The 20,733-nt window shown below is 62.9% G+C and carries 20 protein-coding genes; 10 read left to right on the forward strand and 10 right to left on the reverse strand.

Going from position 1 to position 20,733, the window contains the following annotated elements; all coding sequences use genetic code 11:
- Nucleotides 1-18: 18 nt before the first annotated feature.
- Genes BM026_RS06960 through BM026_RS06970 form a run of 3 tightly spaced genes read right to left on the reverse strand, consistent with a single transcriptional unit; the run spans nt 19 to nt 3,258 of the window.
- The gene (locus tag BM026_RS06960) at nt 19-1,494 is read right to left on the reverse strand and encodes an FGGY family carbohydrate kinase (protein ID WP_093527789.1); all 1,476 of its coding nucleotides are present in this window, start codon (nt 1,492-1,494) and stop codon (nt 19-21) included.
- A 5-nt stretch (nt 1,495-1,499) separates the two neighbouring features.
- A complete protein-coding gene (locus BM026_RS06965) occupies nt 1,500-2,432 on the reverse strand; it encodes a transketolase family protein (protein ID WP_092245224.1) in 933 nt (310 codons plus the stop codon).
- Nucleotides 2,422-3,258 (reverse strand): transketolase, encoded by an 837-nt coding sequence (locus BM026_RS06970; protein ID WP_092245221.1) that lies wholly within the window; start codon nt 3,256-3,258, stop codon nt 2,422-2,424. Before BM026_RS06970 ends, BM026_RS06965 begins: the two co-directional genes overlap by 11 nt.
- Nucleotides 3,259-3,620: 362 nt before the next feature.
- On the opposite strand from BM026_RS06970, the gene BM026_RS06975 reads away from it, so the two are divergent.
- From BM026_RS06975 to tal, 7 genes are all read left to right on the forward strand, one after another.
- Nucleotides 3,621-4,628, forward strand: coding sequence for an ABC transporter permease (locus tag BM026_RS06975; protein ID WP_092245218.1), 1,008 nt, complete (start codon nt 3,621-3,623; stop codon nt 4,626-4,628).
- A 50-nt stretch (nt 4,629-4,678) separates the two neighbouring features.
- Nucleotides 4,679-5,611 carry a sugar ABC transporter substrate-binding protein gene (locus BM026_RS06980; protein WP_092245215.1) on the forward strand — a complete coding sequence of 311 codons (933 nt, stop codon included), beginning with the start codon at nt 4,679-4,681 and terminating at the stop codon, nt 5,609-5,611.
- 15 nt (nt 5,612-5,626) lie between these two features.
- The gene (locus BM026_RS06985; protein ID WP_092245212.1) at nt 5,627-7,138 is read left to right on the forward strand and encodes a sugar ABC transporter ATP-binding protein; all 1,512 of its coding nucleotides are present in this window, start codon (nt 5,627-5,629) and stop codon (nt 7,136-7,138) included.
- A gap of 131 nt (nt 7,139-7,269) precedes the next feature.
- Nucleotides 7,270-8,049, forward strand: a complete 780-nt coding sequence (locus tag BM026_RS06990; protein ID WP_256575376.1) for an SDR family oxidoreductase — start codon at nt 7,270-7,272, stop codon at nt 8,047-8,049.
- Nucleotides 8,050-8,058: 9 nt separating this feature from the next.
- Complete coding sequence (locus tag BM026_RS06995) at nt 8,059-8,859, forward strand: SDR family oxidoreductase (protein WP_093123689.1); 801 nt, start codon at nt 8,059-8,061, stop codon at nt 8,857-8,859.
- A 62-nt stretch (nt 8,860-8,921) separates the two neighbouring features.
- Nucleotides 8,922-9,875 (forward strand): sugar-binding transcriptional regulator, encoded by a 954-nt coding sequence (locus BM026_RS07000; protein ID WP_071491775.1) that lies wholly within the window; start codon nt 8,922-8,924, stop codon nt 9,873-9,875.
- A 22-nt stretch (nt 9,876-9,897) separates the two neighbouring features.
- A complete protein-coding gene (gene tal / locus BM026_RS07005; protein ID WP_093527791.1) occupies nt 9,898-10,821 on the forward strand; it encodes a transaldolase in 924 nt (307 codons plus the stop codon).
- Nucleotides 10,822-10,885: 64 nt separating this feature from the next.
- Here the strand turns inward: tal and aqpZ are convergent, their stop codons facing one another.
- The 3 genes from aqpZ to BM026_RS07020 all read right to left on the reverse strand — a co-directional run bounded on the left by aqpZ (nt 10,886) and on the right by BM026_RS07020 (nt 14,105).
- Nucleotides 10,886-11,587, reverse strand: a complete 702-nt coding sequence (gene aqpZ / locus BM026_RS07010; RefSeq protein ID WP_092245530.1) for an aquaporin Z — start codon at nt 11,585-11,587, stop codon at nt 10,886-10,888.
- 103 nt (nt 11,588-11,690) lie between these two features.
- The gene (locus BM026_RS07015) at nt 11,691-12,875 is read right to left on the reverse strand and encodes a sugar transporter (RefSeq protein WP_093123699.1); all 1,185 of its coding nucleotides are present in this window, start codon (nt 12,873-12,875) and stop codon (nt 11,691-11,693) included.
- A 231-nt stretch (nt 12,876-13,106) separates the two neighbouring features.
- Complete coding sequence (locus BM026_RS07020; protein ID WP_071491778.1) at nt 13,107-14,105, reverse strand: bile acid:sodium symporter family protein; 999 nt, start codon at nt 14,103-14,105, stop codon at nt 13,107-13,109.
- 86 nt (nt 14,106-14,191) lie between these two features.
- Between BM026_RS07020 and BM026_RS07025 the strand changes: the two genes are divergently transcribed.
- A complete protein-coding gene (locus tag BM026_RS07025; RefSeq protein WP_092245197.1) occupies nt 14,192-14,980 on the forward strand; it encodes an AraC family transcriptional regulator in 789 nt (262 codons plus the stop codon).
- Here the strand turns inward: BM026_RS07025 and BM026_RS07030 are convergent, their stop codons facing one another.
- Entirely contained in the window at nt 14,981-15,700 is a 720-nt protein-coding gene (locus tag BM026_RS07030) for an ArsR/SmtB family transcription factor (RefSeq protein ID WP_093527793.1), read from the reverse strand.
- A 70-nt stretch (nt 15,701-15,770) separates the two neighbouring features.
- Between BM026_RS07030 and BM026_RS07035 the strand changes: the two genes are divergently transcribed.
- On the forward strand, nt 15,771-17,021 hold the full coding sequence (locus BM026_RS07035; RefSeq protein WP_093123709.1) for an MFS transporter: 1,251 nt from the start codon (nt 15,771-15,773) through the stop codon (nt 17,019-17,021).
- A gap of 23 nt (nt 17,022-17,044) precedes the next feature.
- On the opposite strand, the gene BM026_RS07040 is transcribed toward BM026_RS07035, so the two are convergent.
- Entirely contained in the window at nt 17,045-18,046 is a 1,002-nt protein-coding gene (locus BM026_RS07040; protein ID WP_093527796.1) for an ABC transporter substrate-binding protein, read from the reverse strand.
- A gap of 163 nt (nt 18,047-18,209) precedes the next feature.
- Here BM026_RS07040 and BM026_RS07045 point away from each other — a divergent pair, with 163 nt between their 5' ends.
- Nucleotides 18,210-18,638: a hypothetical protein gene (locus BM026_RS07045; RefSeq protein WP_093123719.1), complete on the forward strand. Its 429-nt coding sequence runs from the start codon at nt 18,210-18,212 to the stop codon at nt 18,636-18,638.
- 16 nt (nt 18,639-18,654) lie between these two features.
- On the opposite strand, the gene BM026_RS07050 is transcribed toward BM026_RS07045, so the two are convergent.
- Nucleotides 18,655-19,773: a carboxylate-amine ligase gene (locus BM026_RS07050; RefSeq protein WP_093512727.1), complete on the reverse strand. Its 1,119-nt coding sequence runs from the start codon at nt 19,771-19,773 to the stop codon at nt 18,655-18,657.
- A 5-nt stretch (nt 19,774-19,778) separates the two neighbouring features.
- The gene (locus tag BM026_RS07055) at nt 19,779-20,723 is read right to left on the reverse strand and encodes a methyltransferase (protein WP_092245182.1); all 945 of its coding nucleotides are present in this window, start codon (nt 20,721-20,723) and stop codon (nt 19,779-19,781) included.
- Nucleotides 20,724-20,733 lie beyond the last annotated feature (10 nt).

The raw sequence follows: 20,733 nt of genomic DNA on the forward strand, positions 1-20,733 counted from the left end.
AGATTTGGATCACGATGGTCACAACAGGGTGCGGGCCAAGGCCTTTTTCCATTCGCTGTAACGCCCCACCATCGCGGGATCATCCTGCGGCTCAAACCGCTCCCGCTGCCGCTCCAGCGCCTCCAGCGCTGCATCGCTCGCCCACACCCCCGACGCCCTCCCCGCCAGGTGCGCCGCGCCCAATGCCGAGACTTCGGGTGACAGGCTGCGCACCACCGGGCGTTGCAGCAGGTTGGCGAGGAACTGCATCAGCCAACGGTTGCGCGTCGCACCGCCGTCCACCCACAGCTCTTTCAACGGGCTGCCGATGTCCTGCTGCATGGCCTCGAACACATCGCGAATCTGATAACCGATGGACTCCAGCGACGCCCGCAGGATATGCGCACCGGAGGTGGCCTCGGTCAGCCCACAGATCAGACCCCGTGCATCGGCCTTCCAGTGGGGCGCGCCCAGCCCGGACAACGCCGGCACGAAATACACGCCGCCGTTATCCGACAGTTGCGCCGCCTGCTCGGTCAGGGCATCGAGGGATTCCCCCGCCACCAGGCGCGAGGCCCACTGCACGGCGGCGCCGGTATGGACGATGTTGCCTTCCATGCCGAACGTCGGTTGACCACCGTCGTGCCAGGCCAGGGTGGTGGACAAGCCGTGAGTCGAGGCAATCGGGCCGCCCATGGGCGTCATCAACGACGACCCTGTACCCAGTGTCGCTTTCACCAGCCCCGGCGCAAAGCCGCCCTGCCCGTACAGCGCAGCGTGGGAGTCGCCAATCATCGACATTACCGGGATGCCGGCGGGCAACCCGCCCGCCGCAACGGTTTCGGCAAAAAAGCCTGCACTGGGCTGGATGGGGGCCAATGCGGCCAATGGAATCTTGAACAGCGCCAGCAGCGCCGGGTCCCAGGCACAGGTGTGCAGGTTGAACAGTTGCGTGCGGGCGGCATTCGAGTAGTCGGTGGCGAACGCCTGGCCGCCGCTGAGTTTCCACAGCAACCAGCTGTCCACCGTGCCCAGGCAAATATCACCGGCAGCGGCGCGTGCGTGGCCATCCTCAAGGTGGTCGAGAATCCAACGGAACTTGCCGGCCGAGAACATCGGGTCCAAGGCCAACCCGGTTTTTTCCAGGATCAGCGCTTCGTGCCCCTGCTCATGCAACTGGGCACACAACGCGGTGGAGCGCCGGCATTGCCAACTGATGCACGGCGACAGCGCTTCGCCGGTATGCCGGTCCCAGGCCACCACCGATTCTCGCTGGTTGCTGATGGCCAGCGCGGTGATCGGCCGGTCCACCTGGGCCAGGCACTCCTCAATGGCGGCCAGGGTGCTGTGCCAGATCAGCAGCGGGTCCTGCTCGGAAAACCCCGGCTGCGGATGGGTAATGCTCAGCGGCCGCGAGCCCCGCGCAATCACCTGTCCGCGCTCGTTGACCAGCACCGCCTTGGCGTTGCTGGTGCCTTCATCTATCGCCAGGATCAGCGGCGTATTGTCTGTCATCGCATTCACCGCAACCGAGTGGCAGCCGCCACAATCCCAGCCGCGTCGATGTTATGCAAGGCGCGGGTCGGTTCGCGAGCGCCGGCGGCGGCATATTCACCATCGCCGATGCCCAGGCGCACCAGGGCAATCCCCAGCCCGGCTTCGGCCAGCACTTCGGCCACCAGGCTGCCGACGCCACCGTTGATGTTGTGCTCTTCAACCGTGATGACCGCCCGCGTGCCACGCAGGGCGCTGAGCAACACGTCACGCTGCAATGGCCGGATCGACGACAGGTTGATCACCTGCGCCTGGATACCCTGCTCCGCCAGCACCCGTGCCGCATCCAGCGCTTCATGCACCACCGAGCCCAGGGCGACGATGCTCACGTCCGCGCCCTGGCGCAGGATATCCACCTGCCCTGGGGCAAATTGATAGTCGCCCGTGTGCAGGTCCGGCAACGCCTTGCCGTCAAGCCGGATATACACCGGGCCGTGGTAGCGCAGCGCGTAGTCGACGATCTGCCGGCATTCAAGCGCGTCGGCCGGAGCAAAGATCTGCACGTTGCCAAAGCCGCGCATTACCGAAATATCGTCGAGGCTGTGGTGCGTGCTGGCCAACGGGCCGTAACTGGCACCGGCATTCAGGCCGAACATCTTCACGTTGGCCTGGTTGTAGCAGACGTCGACTTTGATCTGCTCATTGGCCCGCGAAATCAGGAATGGCGCTGCGTTGCAGGTCGCAGCGATCTTGCCGCCCAGGGCCAGGCCCGCCGCGACGCTGACCAGCGACTGCTCGGCAATGCCCACATTGATCAGACGCTCGGGAAAGCGCTGCACAAACGGCCCGATCTTGGCCGTGGAGGTGGAATCGCTGACCACCGGCACCACGTCCAGCCCGGCATCGACGGCGGCAATAAAGGCTTCCACCATGACGCTCGCCAGATGTTCACTCGCCATGATTCAACTCCTCCAGTGCCGCGTTGATTTCATCACCCTTGGGCACGCGGTGGTGCCATTCGGGACGGGCTTCGATAAACGACACGCCCTTGCCTTTGATGGTGTGGGCGATCAGCACCTGGGGCGCGCCGGTCTTGGCCTGCATGCTTTCCAGGGCTTCGATCAACTGGCCCGCGTCGTTGCCGTCGCACTCGCTGACACGAAAACCGAAGGCCGCCCATTTCACGTCCAGCGGGTCCAGCGGCATGATGTCCGCCGTCAGGCCCGCCAGTTGCAGCTTGTTCTTGTCGACGATCACGAACAGGTTATCCAGGCCGTATTTGGCCGCCGCCATCGCCGCTTCCCAGTTGGAGCCTTCAGCCAATTCACCGTCGCCGGTCAGCACATAGATGCGTTTTTTGCTGCCGGACATCTTCGCCGCCAGCGCCAGCCCCACCGCCACCGGCAGGCCGTGCCCGAGGGCGCCGGTGTTCAGTTCGATGCCAGGGGTTTTCTGCCGCACCGGGTGACCCGGCAGGTGGGAGTTGAAGTGCTGGTAGGTGGGCAGCCAGTCGACGGGGATGTAGCCCGCCTGCGCCAGGCAGCAATACAAACCACCGACACCGTGGCCCTTGCTCTGGATATAGATATCGCGCTCAGGGTCTTCAGTGCGTTCCGGCCCGGTATTGAGAATGCGGAAATACAGGGTGGCAAGAATATCGGTTTCCGAGAGATCGGCCCCGGTGTGGCCGCCGGCCGGTGAGTCGGCATTCAGGCGGATCACATGGCGCCGGATCAGGCGGGCCTGTTCTTTGATCTGGTGGGCGTCGTACTGGAAGGCATTCATGCAGCGGCTCCTTTGAGGCTGACCACGCGGGGTAAAAGTGTGCAAAGCTGTATTTGAATATTTATTCAGCAGTGACAATATATTTCTATTTAGACGCCGAACGCTCGACAGGTCAAGTGAATGACCGGTGGAAAAATCAAATAAAACCTGGAAATGTCCCTCGGACAAACGGCCGAAATCCCACATGCGCGTATCTATCCCGTGGCTTTGCGCCGGATGAAAGTCGCGATCCAGAGGCCTGTTGGAAAAATTAAGCGCTTGACATTGCCACGGTGGCACTGGAATCTGAATTAACAGTCAAGCACGCATAAATATTCAGCGCACTTGAAAGCACTCCAAAAAAAATAAATCAGGAGAACACTGTGGACGCCAAAGCTACTATCCAGCATCCGGCCGAACTCAAGCCGCCCCACCGCCCCCGGTTGGTGAAACTGCTTCCCAGCAATATCGGCGGCCCGCTGATCGGCCTGGTGTTGCTGGTGCTGGTCTTCTCCTTCAGTTCCGAATTCTTCTTCTCGCTGCGCAATGGCCTGAATATTCTTGATCAGGTCACGGTGCTGGGCATCCTCGCAATTGGCATGACCGCCGTGATCGTGATCGGCGGCATCGACCTGTCGGTGGGGTCGGTGCTGGCCTTCTCGATGATGATGCTCGGCTGGCTGTACCAGGATCAGGCGGTGCCACTGGGGTTTGCGATCCCGATCTCGATAGCCAGCGGCATGCTCGCCGGGCTGGTGTCCGGCGCCTTGATCACCTATGCCAAGCTGCCGCCGTTCATTGCCACGCTGACCATGATGTCGGTGGCCCGTGGCCTGGCGAACATCCTCACCGAAGGCCGGCAGATCGTCGGTTACCCGGACTGGTTCACCAGCCTGGCCACGGTGCGTCACTTCGGCTTTCTCTCGGCAACCGTCGGGCTGTTCCTGGTGATGCTGGTGGTGGCCTGGGTGTTCCTGCGCTTTCGCGCCGGCGGCCGTAACCTGTACGCCATGGGCGGCAGCCCGGAGGTGGCGCGCCTGTCCGGCATCAAGGTGCGGGCGATCACCCTGTGGGTATACGCCATCAGCGGTGCGCTGGCCGGCATCGCCGCCGTGACCCTGGCCGCGCGCCTGGACTCGTCTCAACCCAGCGCCGGCCTGAGCCTGGAACTGGACGCCATCGCCGCCGTAGTAATTGGCGGCGCCAGCCTCAGCGGTGGCGTCGGCAGCATCGGCGGCACCCTGGTCGGTGTGCTGATCATTGGCGTGCTGCGCAATGGCCTCAACCTGCTGGGCGTTTCGCCCTTCATTCAGCAAGTGGTGATCGGCGTGGTCATCGCCCTCGCCGTGACCATCGACACCCTGCGACGCCGCTCCAGCACTGCCCGTTAAACCTGTTCGACAGTTGACACCCTCCAACAATAAAACCAGGAGTCACCGACATGTTCAGCCCCAAGAAACTGCTGTTGGCCACCGCCCTCGCGGCTGCCACCCTCACCGCTGCCGGCACCACCTGGGCCAAGGATCTGACCATCGGCCTGGCCGTGGCCAACCTGCAGGCCGACTTCTTCAACCAGATCAAGCAATCGGTGGAAGCCGAGGGCAAGGCCAAGGGCATCAAGGTGATCACCGTGGATGCCCAGGGCAACTCCTCCACCCAGGTCAGCCAGATTGAAGACCTGATCACCCGCCAGATCGATGTGCTGATCTATATCCCTGCTGGTGCCACTGCCGCCGGCGTCCCGGTAAAAGCCGCCAAGGCCGCCGGCATCCCGGTGATCGCCGTGGACCGCAACGCACCCGATGCACCGGGTGACACCTTTATCGCCAGCGACAGCGTCGCCGGGGCCAAGACCCTGGCCGAATACGTCGGCAAGATCACCGATGGCAAGGGTCGCATCGCGATCCTGCAAGGCCAGCTCGGCACCACCCCCGAGAACGATCGCGCCAAGGGTTTCGAAGAAGGCTTGAAAGCTTTCCCGGACCTCAAGGTCGTCGCCCAGCAACCCGCCGAGTGGGCCCAGGACAAAGGCTTCGCCGTGGCCCAGGACCTGCTCCAGCGTGACCCGAACATCACCGTGTTCTTCGGCCGTGCCGATGCCATGGCCTTGGGCGCTGCCCAGGCGGTGAAGGTCGGCAACCTCGACCACAAGGTCGTGGTGGTCGGTTTCGACGGTGACGTCGCCGGGCTCAAGGCCGTGGAAAGTGGCGTGCTGAATGCAACCATGACCCAGCAGACCCAGAAGATGGGCCGCCTGGCCGTGGCATCGGCCATCGACCTGAACGCCGGCAAGGCCGTGCCCAAGGAGCAACTGTTGCCCACTGTGCTGACCACCAAAGAAAACGTCGCGCCGTTCCTGCAACAGCACCCGTAAGCCTTGGAGGTCGTCATGCAAGCAGCAGCCCTGGACACCGCCCACGCCGACGCGGTGCTGTGCCTGCGCAATATCGGCAAGGCCTATGGGCCGGTGCAGGTACTGTCGCAGGTCAATGTGGACATCCGCCCCGGCGAAGTGCTGGCCCTGCTCGGTGAGAACGGTGCGGGCAAGTCGACCTTGTCGTCGATCATCGCCGGGCTGGTACAGCCTGAAGCCGGGGGCAGCATGACCTGGCGCGGCGCGCCTTACGCGCCCGCCTCGCCCGGTGCGGCGCTGGGCGCCGGGATCGGTCTGATCCACCAGGAAATCCGCCTGCTGCCGCAATTGTCGATCGCCGAGAATATCTTCGTCGGTCGCCTGCCCATGCGTCATGGGCGGGTGGACCGCGCGTACATGGAGGCCCAGGCGCAGATCCAGCTGGAGCGCCTGGGGCTCAAAGTGCCAGCATCGCACAAGGTCGAAGGCCTGAGCGTCGCGGCCCAGCAATTGGTGGAAATCGCCAAGGCGCTGACCCTCAAGGCCAGCCTGTTGATTCTGGATGAACCCACTGCGGCATTGGGCGGCGAAGAAACCGAGTTGCTGTTCAAACAGGTGGAACGGCTCAAGGCCGAGGGCGTGTCGTTTATCTATATCAGCCACCGCCTGGAAGAAATCGCACGCATCGCCGACCGTGTGCTGGTACTGCGCGACGGACGCCAGATCGCCTTGCACGCCACCGCCCAGGTGCCGGTGCGCGAACTGGTGGAACAGATGGTCGGGCGCAGCCTGGAGCGGATTTTCCCCGCCCTTCAAGCGCCACAGGATCGCGTGATGTTGCAGGTCAAGGACCTCAGCTGCCGCGAATTTGCCTTGCACGGCATCGATTTCAGCGTGCGCGCCGGCGAAGTGTTCGGCATTGCCGGCGTGGTCGGCGCCGGGCGGACCGAACTGGTGCGCACTATTGCCGGCGCAGCACAGGATGTCCAAGGCCACCTGGTACTCGACGGTCAAGTACGCCAGCTGCGCTCGCCCTTCGAGGCGATCCAGGCCGGCGTGGTGCTAGTGCCCGAGGACCGCAAGCAGCAAGGCGTGGTGGTGGAACACCGCATCGAAGACAACCTGATCTACGGCAACACCGACCTGCTGGACAAGCGCGGCTGGGTATTCCCTGCCCCGCTGCGCGAATTCGCCCGCACGGCGGTGGCCCGGCTGGGGGTGAAAGGTGCGCCGCAGTCGCGCATCTCCAGTTTGTCCGGTGGTAACCAGCAGAAGGTGATCATCGCCAAATGGCTGGCGCGCAACCCCAAGGTCTTCATCCTGGATGAACCGACCCGCGGCATCGACGTGGGTGCGCGGGCGGCGATCTATGAAGTGATCGCGGACCTGGCGGCCAAAGGCATGGCGGTGATTGTGGTGAGCTCGGATCTGGATGAGGTGCTTGGTTTGTCGCACCGCGTCCTGGTCATGAGCCGGGGCCGGCAGATGGGGATTCTGGAACGTGGCGAGGCCACCCCCGTGTCGGTGATGGAAATGGCGACTGCCTGACCCACAAACAATGAAGATCCAATGTGGGAGGGGGCTTGCCCCCGATAGCAGTGGTTCAATTGAAAAATTTATAACTGATACACCGCCATCGGGGGCAAGCCCCCTCCCACAGGGGTCGGCTGTGATTTCAAATAACGGAGTTATCCATGCAGCTTTTTAGTCTTCAAGGCCAAGTGGCCTTTGTCACCGGCGCCGGCAGCGGCATTGGCCAGGCGATTGCCGTGGGGCTGGCCGAGGCCGGCGCGGATGTGGCCTGCTTCGATCTACCGGGCAGCCCCGGCATCGCCACCACCGTCGAACGCATCCAGGCCCTGGGCCGTCGTGCCCTGGCCTTGAGCGGTACGGTCACCGAGCGCGCCGCACTGGACGCGGCGGTGGCACGCACCGAAGCCGAACTGGGCCAACTGAGCGTCGCGGTCAACTGCGCCGGCATCGCCAATGCCCAGGCCGCCGAAGACCTGGACCTGCAACGCTGGCAGACCACCCTGGACATCAACCTCACCGGAATTTTCCTCAGTTGCCAGGCCCAGGCCGCCGTGATGTTGCCCCGTGGCAAAGGCGCCATCGTCAATATCGCCTCGATGTCCGGCAGTATCGTCAACCGTGGCTTGCTGCAAGCGCACTACAACACCTCCAAGGCCGGTGTGATTCACCTGAGCAAGAGCCTGGCGATGGAATGGGCCGACAAGGGCTTGCGGGTCAACTGCATCAGCCCCGGCTACACCGCCACGCCGATGAACTCGCGCCCGGAAGTCGCCGACCAGGTGAAGATCTTTGAACAGACCACGCCCATGGGCCGCATGGCCAGCGTGGAAGAAATGGTCGGCCCGGCGATTTTCCTGGTCAGCCAGGCCTCGTCTTTCTGCACCGGTGTCGACCTGTTGGTCGATGGCGGCTTTGTGTGCTGGTAGGAGTTCGTCATGTCCCAACGATTCAACGGTAAAACTGTGGTCATCACCGGTGCCTGCCGGGGCATCGGCGCCGGCATTGCCGAGCGTTTCGCCCAGGAAGGCGCCAACCTGGTACTGGCTTCCAACGACCTGGAACGCGTGACCTTCACCGCCGACCAACTGGCCCGGGAATACCAGGTCGACACCCTGGCCCTGGCCATCGACGTCACCCGTGAAGACGATATCGAAAAGCTCTACCGCGAAGGCCACGCCCGTTTTGGCAGCATCGACGTGTCGGTGCAGAACGCCGGCATCATCACCATCGACCACTACGACAAGATGCCCCGTGCCGATTTCGACAAGGTGCTGCAGGTGAATACCACCGGCGTGTGGCTCGGCTGCCGGGAGGCCGCCAAGTACATGGTCAAGCAAGGCAGCGGCCGGCTGATCAACACCTCCTCCGGCCAGGGCCGCCAGGGGTTCATCTACACGCCCCACTATGCCGCGAGCAAAATGGGCGTGATCGGCATCACCCAGAGCCTGGCGCTGGAACTGGCGCGGCATGACATCACGGTGAATGCATTCTGCCCCGGCATCATCGAAAGCGAGATGTGGGACTACAACGACCGGGTGTGGGGCGAGATCCTCAGCACTGACGAGAAGCGCTACGGCAAGGGTGAATTGATGGCCGAATGGGTCAAGAACATCCCCCTGCGCCGCGCCGGCAAACCCTCGGATGTGGCGGGCCTGGTGGCGTTTCTCGCCTCGGACGATGCCGCCTACCTGACCGGCCAGGCGATCAATATCGACGGCGGCCTGATCATGTCGTAAGGGTTTGGTATCCTCACGGCCATTGAGTCATGCCTTTTACTATAAAGAGCCCTGAGGCCTTCATGAGCCAGATCGAAGAACAGCGCCTGATCACCAAGATCGCGAGCCTCTATTACGAAGAAGGGCTCAAGCAGTCCGAGATTTCCGCGCAACTGGACCTGTCCCAATCGTTTATCAGCCGTGCCCTGCGCCGGGCGCTGCAGGAAGGCGTGGTGAAGATCACGGTGATGCGCTTGCAAGGCCTGCACCTGGAACTGGAAACCCAGTTGCAGCGCCGCTACGGCGTGCGCCGGGTGATCGTGGTGGAAGCCACCGAGCCCGGCAATGACGAGAGTATCAAGCAGGCCATCGGTTCGGCCGCCGCCCACTACCTGGAAACCAGCCTGTCGCCCCAGGACCGTATCGGTATCTCGTCGTGGAGCAGCACCATTCGCGCCATGGTCGGCCACTTGCACGCGCAGCCGGGCAAACAGGCCGCCCAGGAAGTGGTGCAACTGTTGGGCGGCGTCGGCCACAAGGGCGCGTTTGAAGCCACTTTGCTGACCCAGCGCCTGGCGACCCTGCTCAACTGCCCGGCATTTTTGCTGCCCTCGCAAAGCATCGAGCAATCGGTGGAGAGCAAGCAGCGCATCGTGCAGATGGAAGAGGTCAAGGAAGTGCTGCAGCGCTTTGACAGCATCACCCTGGCGATTGTCGGCATCGGCGACCTGGAGCCCTCGCAACTGCTGCGCAACAGCGGCAACTACTACACCGAAGACATGTTGCGCCTGCTCGCCGAACGCGGCGCGGTGGGCGATATCTGCCTGCGTTACTTCGATGCCCAGGGCAAGCCGGTGCTGGAGGAAGATGAAGAATTCGTGGTCTCGGTGGCGCTGCCCAAGCTGCGCGCCATCCACCGGGTGCTCGGCCTGGCCGGTGGGTTGAACAAGGTCCAGGCCATTCGTGGCGCGCTCCAGGGCGGCTACCTGGACATCCTGATCACCGACCTGGACACCGCACAGGCCCTCAACCAATAACCGTTTCTGGAGACTGCCGCTCATGACGTCCAAGCTCGAACAACTCAAGCAATTCACCACCGTGGTGTGCGACACCGGCGACCTGGAAGCCATCAGCCGCTTGCGCCCGGTGGACTCCACCACCAACCCGTCGCTGCTGCTCAAGGCCGCTGCCATCCCGGAATATGCCGAGTTGCTGCGCAGCGCGGTGGGCCAGTCCAAGGGCGATGTGGACCTGGCATGTGATCGCTTCGCGGTTTCAGTGGGCTGCGGCATTCTCAAGGTGATTCCGGGGCGCATCTCCACCGAAGTCGATGCGCGCCTGTCCTTCGACCAAGACGCGCTGTGGGCCAAGGCGAACCAGTTGATCGCGCTGTACGACCAGGCCGGTGTCGGTCGCGACCGCGTGCTGATCAAACTGGCCTCCACCTGGGAAGGCATCCGCACCGCCGAGCGCCTGGAAAAGGCCGGGATCCAGACCAACCTGACCCTGCTGTTTTCGTTCGTCCAGGCCGCCGCCTGCGCCGACGCCGGGGTGTTCCTGATTTCACCATTCGTAGGCCGCATCTATGACTGGTACCGCAAGAACACCGGCCTGGACTACACCGGCACCGAGGACCCAGGCGTGCAGTCCGTGACGCGGATCTACAACTACTACAAGGCCAACGCCATCAACACCGTGGTCATGGGCGCCAGCTTCCGCACCCTCAGCCAGATCGAGCAACTGGCGGGCTGCGACCGCCTGACCATCAGTCCCGAGCTGCTGCAAAAGCTCGATGAAGACCAGGGCCTGCTGGAGCGTCGATTGAATCCGGGGGCAGTTGGGGAGCCGCGCCAGCCCCTCAACGAAGCGCAGTTCCGCTGGGGCTCCAACGAGGACGCGATGGCCACCGAGAAACTCGCTGAAGGCATTCGCCAGTTTGCCCGCGACCAGGAAAAACTCGAAGCGGTGCTCGCAACGCTCTGAGCCCTGGACCGTTATGCCGTGCACAACGTCGCCGCCGAGATGATCGGCATGGCGACGCTGGGGTTCAGGCGGGCACTTTTTTACGGCACTCATCCATTGCTCGAGCCGCCACCGCGCCCATCACGCCGCCCACGATCGGCGCCAGCCAGAACAGCCAGAGCTGTGCCAGGTAATCAACTCCGGCAAACAATGCAGGCCCGGTGCTGCGCGCAGGGTTGACCGAGGTGTTGGTGACGGGGATCAGGACCAGGTGAATCAAGGTCAGCGCCAAGCCAATGGCAATCGGGGCAAAGCCAGGCACCGCGCCGGGTGCGGTCACACGCATGATGATGAAGACGAAGAAAAACGTGGCGATCAGTTCGGCCAGCAAGGCAGCCTTCATGTCGAAATGACCGGGGCTGAGCGGGCCATAGCCGTTGGCAGCAAAACCACCCACCGAGAAATCCGCCTGCCCGTTGGCAATCAGGAACAACGCGGCAGCAGCAGTAATCGCCCCCGCAACCTGCGCCACGATGTACGGCAGCACATCAGCGCCCTCGATACGGCGCCCCACCCACAGGCCGATGGTCACCGCCGGGTTGAAATGCCCGCCGGAAATACCGCCCAGCGCATAGGCCATGGTCAACACCGTCAGCCCGAACGCCAGGGAAACCCCCACAAAACCTATACCCAACCCGGGGAACGCAGCCGCCAGGATGGCGCTGCCACAGCCGCCGAAGGTCAGCCAGAAAGTACCCATGAACTCTGCAGTCAAACGTTTTTGCACAATCAACTCCCATTGCTGCTCAAGTGCCGTCGCCACGGGAGGTGGGCGGCCCGAGGCGACGGTAGCAATGGGTATCAATATGTCGTGTAGGACTTGTCTGGTCTTAGCGGCTTACAACGCCCTGCCCAAATTTCCTGATCGCCAGGCAATACCCGATCAGGGCTACCGCCGCCAGCAACCCACCGGCCGCGCCGATCCAGGCGAAGCCGAACTGGCTGCCGACCCAACTGCCCATCAGCGCGCCGCCGCCAATGCCGATGTTGTAGATGCCGGAGAACATCGCCATGGCCACGTCGGTGGCGTCGGGCGCCAACACCAGCACCTTGGATTGCATGGCCAGGCCGAAGCCCATGATCGCCATGCCCCAGAAAATGCTCAGCACCACCAGGTAAGATTCGGCTCCGCTCAAGGGCAGCAGCAACGCCAGGCAGGCGCTCAGGATAAACACCGCGCCCACCACGAACAGGTGCGGGTTGAAACGGTGCACCAGGCTGAACAGCAGCGAGCCGATGATGCCCGCGCCGCCGAACACCAGCAGGATCAGGGTCACCGCGCTGCCGCTCATGCCGGCCACGCCTTCGACAAAGGGCTCGATGTAGCTGTAGGCGGTGAACTGCGCAGTCACCGTCATCGCGGTGAGCACATACAGCGCCACCAGCGCCGGGCGCTTGAACAGCAGTGGCAGGCTGCGCAGCGAGCCGGAGTTCTGGCTCGGTAACAACGGCAACGTACGCGCCAGCCAGAACACCAGCGCAGCGGCGAACGCGCCGATCACCAGGAACGTGGTGCGCCAGCCCATGGCCTCGCCCAGCAGACGGCCCAACGGAATACCCAGCACCATCGCCAGGGAAGTGCCAGTAGCCAGCAGGCCGAGGGCTTGCACCTGCTTGCCTTCCGGCGCCAGGCGCACCGCCAGCGAGGCGGTGATCGACCAGAACAGCGCATGGGACAAAGCAATGCCGACTCGGCTGAGCATCAGGATGCCAAAGCTGGTGGCCACACTGGACAGGACATGGCTGGCGATGAACAGGCCGAACAGCACGATCAGCAGCTTGCGCCGCTCCACGTTGCGGGTCAGCAGCATCACCGGCAGCGACGTCAGGGAGACGATCCAGGCGTAGATGGTGAGCATCAGCCCGACGCTGGACACCGGCATGTCGAAGCTGGCGCCGATGGCACTGAGCAGCCCGACGGGCACGAATTCGGTGGTGTTGAACACAAACGCGGCCAACGCGAGGGCGAAGACCGGTTGCCAATTGGCTTGGGGCGTTGCGGCTGAAATGCTCATTGAAGGGCGCGGTACTCGGACGATGATCAGACGGCCACCCAGGACAAGCGCCGCCGCCGGGCATTCTATAGGTTTCCGGCCCGGCTGTTGACGCTCATCCCGCTCAAAATCACCTCAACCGGGTCAGGGTGCGGTCATGATGAGCACGTAGACCCCGATTGAATGGGCTTGCCGAGGGCATCCGCTCGTATATACCGCTGGTCGTAACAGCGACAAGGCCTTCGGCGTAGATCAAGGGTCCACCTGCCCCATCAATTCCGGAATCGACTCCGGCCGATTCGCATAACGCTGTGCCAACGCCGCGCACACCATCAACTGGATCTGGTGGAACAGCATCAGCGGCAGGATCAGCACGCCCATGCTCGCCCCGGCGAACAGTACCTGGGCCATCGGCACACCGGTGGCCAGACTCTTTTTCGAACCGCAGAACAGGATGGTGATACGGTCTTCCTGGTTGAAACCGAACGCCTTGCCCAGCACCGTGGAGGCCACCAGCACCAGGCCCAGCAACACGCAGCACGCGACCACCAGGCCGCCCAGTTCCCACAGTGGGATCTGGTGCCAGATGCCTTCATTCACCGCTTCGCTGAACGCGCCGTAGACCACCAGCAGGATCGAGCCCTGGTCGACGAATTTCAGCCAGGACTTGTTGCGGCCGACCCACGCGCCGATCCAGCGGCGGGCGATCTGCCCGGCGATAAACGGCAGCAGCAATTGCACGCTGATTTTCAGGATCGCGTCGACCGTCGAGCCGCCCTCGCCGTGCACATTGAGCAGCAGCGTCACCAGCAACGGTGTCAGGAAGATGCCGAACAGGCTGGACGCCGCCGCGCTGCAGATCGCCGCCGGGATATTGCCCCGCGCCAGCGATGTAAAGGCAATCGCCGATTGCACCGTGGCCGGCAAGGCGCACAGGTAGAGCATGCCCATGTACAGGTCTTTACCGATCAGCGGCGACAGCACCGGCTTGAGCGCCAGGCCCAGCAACGGGAACAGCACGAAGGTCAGGCTGAACACCAGCAGATGCAGGCGCCAGTGCCCGGCGCCGGCGACGATAGCCTGGCGCGACAGCTTGGCGCCGTGCAGGAAGAACAGCAACGCGATGGCCAGGTTGGTGACCCAGCCGAAGGCCACGGCGGTCTGGCCGCTGGCGGGCAGCAGGGAAGCGAGAATCACCGTGGCGATCAAGGTCAGGGTGAAGTTGTCAGGCAGGAAACGGGGGCGAGTCATAAGCAGGATCTTCCGGGGGTTGCCAAGAGCGTCATCGCGACTCTAACGTAACGGCTTGTTACCGACTAACGCCAATGAGCCAACAAATGCCGCCTAAAGGACATGCCAACACGGTGCGCCGTAGCGTGCCAGGCCTTTCCAGCCTGCCACGGCCGGTGTATGGGCGCACCGAATCGCTGCCCAACCGCGCCCTGACCCGCCGGCACAGTCACCCGTGGGTGCAATTGTCCTACGCGATTTCCGGGGTGCTGGAGATCCAGACCAGCGTCGGCCGCTTCGTCGCACCGCCCCAGCGCGCGGTGTGGATTCCAGCCGGTGTACCGCACCGCGTGTTCAGCTCGCCCCACACCGAAATGCGCAGCCTGTACCTGGATTGCAGCGTCACCACCTGGGCGGCGGAGCGCTGTCATGTGCTGGCGGTGAGCAGCCTGCTGCGCGAGCTGATCCGCAGCTTCAGCGAACTGCCGGTGGAGTATGCCGAGGATGGGCCGGACGGGCGCCTGGCCCAGGTGGTGCTGGATCAGTTGGCGGCGGCGCCGCACGTCGATCTGATGCTGCCATTGCCATCGGATCCGCGCTTGCGGTCGATCTATCGCAGCCTGAGTGCGCACCCGGAACAGCAAACAACCTTGGGCCAGTGGAGCCAGAAACTGGGGGTGAGCGAGAAGACACTCAGTCGTTTGTTCTTGAGCGACACCGGGCTGACGTTCCGCGCCTGGCGCCAGCGCCTGCGGTTATTGAGCGCCCTGCCCGCCCTGGAGCAAGGCGAGCGGGTCACGGATGTGGCGCTGGGGTGTGGCTATGAGTCGACGTCGGCGTTTATCAATGCGTTTCGGCAGCAATTCGAGGCCACGCCCGGTGAGTTTTTCCGCTGATCATTCCCTTACAGGGCGTTGGCTGCGGTCACCGCATTGGATATCAAAAACGCTGGCCAAACGCCTGCGCCCTTTGGCAGTCACCGTCAGCGCGCGCGAATCAAGCGTTCGCGCCAGCCACCCGCCTAGCAGCATATGATCCAGCAGTAACGCCCCCAGCGCTCCTCCCACATGGGCACAGCGTTGACTCCAGTCCAGGCATGGGTAGGCGAAGCGCCGGCGCGCCTGGACTCGAGCGGTAAGATCCAGGCCCAGTTCTGCCATGCCTTCCATGCCCGTTGGCGTCAATTGGTACATCCCCTGCTGCAGCGCCATCCATTCGCGCTCCAACAAGGCGTCATGCACCTTTACCCCCAACTCACCGGCCAAATGATCGTAGCAACTACGGGCATGGCGCAGATGGCACGGAGTGGACGGCTTGAACGCCGGCAGTTCAAATGAACTGATCGCCAGCAGCGCCTCCAGCGCATGGGCGACATCGCTGTTTGCCAATTGAAAATAGCGATGCTTGCCTTGGCTGATCATCGTCACCAGCCCTTGCTCCAGCAGTTTTTGAAAATGGCTGGACGCCGTCGACAAGCTCTTCTGCGCGACCACTGCCAGTTCTGTGGCCGTGCGCGCACGCCCATCGAGCAGGCAACAGAGCATGCGCGCCCTGGCCGGGTCGGCAATCGCAGCCGCTACATGGGCCAGGCGCAATTCGGAAGGTTCAACATCCATAGTTCGATGCTCCTCGAAGTGAAAGCCATATCGGCAGAGTACTTTACAAGCCAATCCAGGAGAGATGCCGATGAATCACACGCGTTTTTTTGGCCAGACCGTACTCAGGTGTACGTTCGTTATGGCAATCATTGGCTGGGGAGTCGGGTTCTACGGCCCGCCGATTTATATGCAGGCCGTCATGGATCGCACCGGGTGGCCGATTGACGAGGTGTCTGCGGCGGTGACCCTGCACTTTCTCAGCGGCACCCTGGTCATCGCCAATCTGCCGCGACTGTACAAACGCTGGGGTATACCCGCAGTAACTTGGGTGGGCAGCCTGATCCTGGGCATCGGGGTTAATATCTGGGCTCAAGCGGACGCGCTGTGGGTGCTATATTTCGGCGCCATGTGCTCGGGTATCGGCTGGGTCACATTGGGCGCCGCGGCCGTCAACACGCTGATTGCGCCCTGGTACATCAAAGGGAGGCCAACCGCACTGGGCAAGGCCTATAACGGTGCAAGCCTGGGTGGGGTGATCTTCTCGCCGCTGTGGGTACTCTTGATCGAGCGATTCGGCTTTGCCATCGCGGCCTTGGCAATAACCCTGGGCACCATTACGCTGACTGCCGGGTTTGCTGTGTGGGTGTTCGGCAAAACACCGCAGAGCGTGGGCCAGCAACCTGACAATCTCGCCACGCCGTCCGCATCACCGCTCCATGCCCCTGTCATCCCCTGGACGACCGTGCAGACATTCCGATCGGCACAATTTCGCACGCTGGCCGCCGGCATGTCCCTTGGTCTGTTTGCACAGATTGGGTTGATCGCCCATCTGTATTCGATCCTGGTCGTACACCTGGGCTCCCGCCCTGCCTCATTCGCCATGGGCTTGGCCACCGCCAGCGCCATGGGCGGGCGATACATCGCCGCGCACTGGATGAGCCAAGGCATTAATCGTCGCCATTTGGCTTGCCTGGCTTATGGGGTTCAACTGCTGGGCACCTTGATGTTGCTTTGCCTGCAATTGGACCCTGCGGTCGCCTGGATAGCAGTCGTGCTGATCGGCTCCGGGATCGGCAACGCCACATCGCTGCCACCGTTGATCGCGCAAACCGAGTTCAGCCACGAGAATACCGCGAAGGTCATCGCTCTGATGGTTGCCCTCAGCCAGGCCATCTACGCTTTCGCACCCGCCGGCTTCGGCCTTATACGCGCGGCATTTGTCGATCCGCAAGAGGCGATTGTTGCCGTGGTGGTGGTGGCCGTCACCGTTCAACTGCTGGCAATTCTGTCCTTCTATCGCGGCGCAGCCCTGCCCACCTGCAGAACGACCGCTTACTGAGCTCGCGCTTGAACTTGGGCCTCTCAACTGCCATTGCCGCCATGGGCCTCTTCGAAGAAGTAGTCCTTCCAACTGGCGGCCTTGTTTTTCAGCACGCCCAGTGCCTGCAATTTCTCGGCGTAGATGTAGGTACGCTGCGGCACGATGGTGAAGTCGATTTCCGGGTCTTGGACGATTTTCTGCACCAGGTCCAACGGCAACTTCGACTGCTCTACGCGGATATACGCCTTGGCTGCCGCTGGCTTGTCAGCCTTGATGATCGTCTCGGCTTCGGCCAATGCGTCATAGAACGCCTTGTAGGTCTTGGGGTTTTCGTCGTGGAATTTCTGCGTGGTGTAGAGCACGTTGAACGTGGCCGGCCCACCGAGGATGTCGTAGGAACTGAGCACCTTGTGCACGTTAGGGTTCAGCAGTTCCTGATACTGGAACGGCGGGCTGGAGAAGTGCGCGTTGATCTCCGATCCCCCGGCAATCAACGCGGCGGTCGCATCGGGATGGGCCAGGCTGATGGAGATGTCGTCGAACTTCTTGAAGTTGGCATCGCCGAACTGCTTGGCGGTCTCGATCTGCAAGGTGCGCGACTGGAAACCCACACCGGCGGCGGGCACGGCGATGCGGTCTTTTTCGCTGAAGTCCTTGAGGGTCTTCACGTTGGGGTTGTTGGTCAGCAGGTAGTTGGGCATCGAGCCCAGGGAGGCGATGGCCTTGACGTTCTGCTTGCCCTTGGTGCGGTCCCACAGGGTCAGCATCGGCGGCACGCCAGCGGAAACCACGTCGAGCGCACCGGCCAGCAGCGATTCGTTCATCGCGGTGGCGCCGGAAATGCTGTTCCACTCCACCTGGATATCCAGGCCCTGTTCCTTGCCGTGTTTTTCGATCAGATGCTGGTCGCGCACCACGTCGAGGATCAGGTAGCCGATGCCGAATTGCTGGGCGATGCTGATCTTGCCTTCGGCCTGGGCGCCGATACTGATCATGGCTGTCGCAGCCGCCAAGAGGGTCAGGGAGGAGCGCTTGAAAGTCATGGGAGTCTGCCGCGTTTTTAAGAAGGTGATGGAGCCTAGCGACGATTTTTAAGAGTGGAAAAGAATATCGGGATCTATTGTTATGCAAATGGCCCACAAACCAGCCCCCGGCTGCTATTGTGCGGCGCTTTGAAAAACTGCCGAACCAGCGAGGAAATGGACGTTGAACACTGACGAAAAAATGACCGGGGACCTGTTCGAGGTGGATAAGCGCCTGTCACTCAAACCCGTGGTGGACTTCAACGCCTACCTGCGCAGCGCGTTCGGCGACGGCCCGTGCAGCTGCATCCGCTGCACCGATGGTAACGGCGATGAAAACGGCTATGCGTTCCAGCACAGCTTCACCTTCGACGGCAAACCCACCCAGCGCCGTTTCGCCACCACGGCGGGCAGCGATGTGTTGCAGGTGTTGAAGAAAGCCTGGTTGTCGTACACCAAGGCCGAATTGCCGCTGAGCGGTGTGCTGGCGCTGGATACGGTGAAGGAGTTTGTCGAGCCGCAGTTGCACAAGCGGTTGGTACCGCTGTTTTTGGCCAGTGGGTTGGTCAAGGATGTCGACGGTGCACTGCATCTGCAGCCACAAGCGGCCTGATTGCTCGCGCAGTAGGTCAATGGGCTGCGCGACTCTGGGCCAGCAGGCGGTCGACCACTTGCTGCAGACACACGTGCTCATCGGCGCCCGAGGCCCGGGCGTCGGCATGGCAGCGCAATTGATCGACGGCGCTGTTGCCTGACGCCAGCAACCTATGCAGGTCATCAAACACCTGAGGCTCGCCCATGGCCCCGGCGGTGGCCGCGAAGATGCGTTGCGCCTCTAGCAGCCACTGTTCAGCAGTGCCCATCGTCCCCTGGTCATCCAGCGCAAAGCTGCCCGCAGCACCGTAGCGCTTGGCCTGCCAGCGATTCTCCTTGAGAAGCCAGCGCGCCTCGGCGGTGAACCCGGCGCCGGGATGTTCCAGGGCACAGGCATGAGTGACCATTACCCGAAATAAGGTGGCGAGCACCAACGCATCCGCCAGCCTGGGGCAGGCATCGGTCATGCGCAGTTCCAGGGTGGGATAACGCGCCGCAGGCCGAATGCCCCACCACCCGTTGCCATCGGACTTGATCGCACCGACGCGCTGCAGCAATGCCAAATAGCGCAAGTACGCCGACCAATCGGTGAAGTGCTCGGGAACGCCCATGCGTGGCCACTCATCGCACGCGGCCTGGCGATAGCTCATGAACCCTGTGGGTGCGCCCTCCCAGAACGGTGACGAGCAACTGAGGAGCAGCAATAACGGCAACCAGGGCGAGACCTGATTCATCACCGCGATGCGGTCGATTCCGGCCGGCACCTCGACATGCACGTGCAACCCACAGAGCACACTGCGACGCGCGACGTACTGGATGTCTTCGAACAATTGCTGGAAATGCACGCGGTCGGTGGCCGTTTGCTCGCGCCATGCCGCCAAGGGATGGCTGCCGGCACAGACCACACCGAGACCGAATGCGCCCAAGGAGCGGGCGAGGTTGTGGCGCACGGTGGCCAGGTAATCCGCCGCCTCACTGCTGGCCTTGAACACCGGGGATGCCACCTCAATCTGGCCCTGGAACATCTCGAGGGCGAAGCCCGGGCCAATCGCCTGCCGGCAGGCCGCCAGCACCGCCGCCGACGGTTCGCCGACCATGTGCCGCGTGTGCAGGTCGGTGATGAAGTATTCCTCTTCGATACCGAAAGTGAGCATGACCTTCAGCGCAGACGGGTGACGGTGAGCGCGACCACCGCAATCCGCTCTACCCGCTCGTAGCCCGGCTTATCCAACTCTTCGCCAAATACGTCAGGGTCCAGTTCACGGTAGGTCCAGCCGAACGCATCGCTGCCGAGCAATGGCTTGACCGCCGCCAGGAACGGGTCCTCGCCCGCGACTATCGCCACACCGGTATACAGCACCAGGCTGCCGCCAAGGGCCAGGCGACCCAGGGATTCGCCGGCGATGCGCACCGACAACTGCTCACCCAATGCACCGCCACCGTGGCGATAGGCGCGTTGACGGTCATCATTCATGTACGGCGGGTTGGCCACGATCAAATCGAACTCGCCCTCCACGCTTGCCAGCACATCGCTGTGGTAGGCGCTGACATTGCTCAGCCCGGCCAGCTCGGCATTCACGGCGGTCATGCGCAGGGCGCGCGGGTTGATATCCACCGCCAACACCTGCGCGTCATGTCGAGCGCGGCCGATCACCAGTGCCCCCACACCCGCGCCGCAGCCGATATCCACGGCGCGCTTGAGCGGTTCGAAGCGCTGTTGCAGATGGGCTTCGATCACCTGGGCGAAGCGGTAGCTGTCGGGGCCGAAGAACACGGCATCCGGTTCAGTGGTGGGGTATGCGGAATGCGCAAACAGAAGATCGTCCAGGCTGGACCAACGCACCGCGCTGCGCCACAGCGCGCCATGCGGTTCGACGAGATCGGCTTGTTGCAGATCCTCGCGGAAGGTGTCGGGCACCAGGTCGCGGTCAAACGGCATCGACCAGCCGAATACGTCGCGAAGGTCCGATGCCTGGGAGGCAGCCCGACGTTGATAGACGCGTTCGTGGGTCAAGGGAGTCGGGGTGATGAAACGGTAGCCGCGCTGCTTCAACCCGCGGCCCAGGTTCAACAGGGCGCGATCGGCCAGGTGTTGTGCAAACATGGGAAGTTCC

Source organism: Pseudomonas sp. NFPP24 (genome assembly GCF_900112095.1).
GTDB classification, from domain to species: Bacteria; Pseudomonadota; Gammaproteobacteria; order Pseudomonadales; family Pseudomonadaceae; genus Aquipseudomonas; species Aquipseudomonas extremorientalis.

Excerpts from the sequence above, each read along its gene's own strand:
- BM026_RS07020 (WP_071491778.1), bottom strand. The coding sequence starts at position 14,105 with ATGACTCGCCCCCGTTTCCTGCCTGACAACTTCACCCTGACCTTGATC.
- tal (WP_093527791.1), top strand. The coding sequence starts at position 9,898 with ATGACGTCCAAGCTCGAACAACTCAAGCAATTCACCACCGTGGTGTGC.
- BM026_RS07025 (WP_092245197.1), top strand. The coding sequence starts at position 14,192 with ATGCCGCCTAAAGGACATGCCAACACGGTGCGCCGTAGCGTGCCAGGC.
- BM026_RS06980 (WP_092245215.1), top strand. The coding sequence starts at position 4,679 with ATGTTCAGCCCCAAGAAACTGCTGTTGGCCACCGCCCTCGCGGCTGCC.
- BM026_RS06965 (WP_092245224.1), bottom strand. The coding sequence starts at position 2,432 with ATGGCGAGTGAACATCTGGCGAGCGTCATGGTGGAAGCCTTTATTGCC.
- BM026_RS07055 (WP_092245182.1), bottom strand. The coding sequence starts at position 20,723 with ATGTTTGCACAACACCTGGCCGATCGCGCCCTGTTGAACCTGGGCCGC.
- BM026_RS06960 (WP_093527789.1), bottom strand. The coding sequence starts at position 1,494 with ATGACAGACAATACGCCGCTGATCCTGGCGATAGATGAAGGCACCAGC.
- BM026_RS06995 (WP_093123689.1), top strand. The coding sequence starts at position 8,059 with ATGTCCCAACGATTCAACGGTAAAACTGTGGTCATCACCGGTGCCTGC.
- BM026_RS07000 (WP_071491775.1), top strand. The coding sequence starts at position 8,922 with ATGAGCCAGATCGAAGAACAGCGCCTGATCACCAAGATCGCGAGCCTC.
- BM026_RS07030 (WP_093527793.1), bottom strand. The coding sequence starts at position 15,700 with ATGGATGTTGAACCTTCCGAATTGCGCCTGGCCCATGTAGCGGCTGCG.
- BM026_RS07040 (WP_093527796.1), bottom strand. The coding sequence starts at position 18,046 with ATGACTTTCAAGCGCTCCTCCCTGACCCTCTTGGCGGCTGCGACAGCC.
- BM026_RS06970 (WP_092245221.1), bottom strand. The coding sequence starts at position 3,258 with ATGAATGCCTTCCAGTACGACGCCCACCAGATCAAAGAACAGGCCCGC.
- BM026_RS06985 (WP_092245212.1), top strand. The coding sequence starts at position 5,627 with ATGCAAGCAGCAGCCCTGGACACCGCCCACGCCGACGCGGTGCTGTGC.
- BM026_RS07050 (WP_093512727.1), bottom strand. The coding sequence starts at position 19,773 with ATGCTCACTTTCGGTATCGAAGAGGAATACTTCATCACCGACCTGCAC.
- BM026_RS07035 (WP_093123709.1), top strand. The coding sequence starts at position 15,771 with ATGAATCACACGCGTTTTTTTGGCCAGACCGTACTCAGGTGTACGTTC.
- BM026_RS07015 (WP_093123699.1), bottom strand. The coding sequence starts at position 12,875 with ATGAGCATTTCAGCCGCAACGCCCCAAGCCAATTGGCAACCGGTCTTC.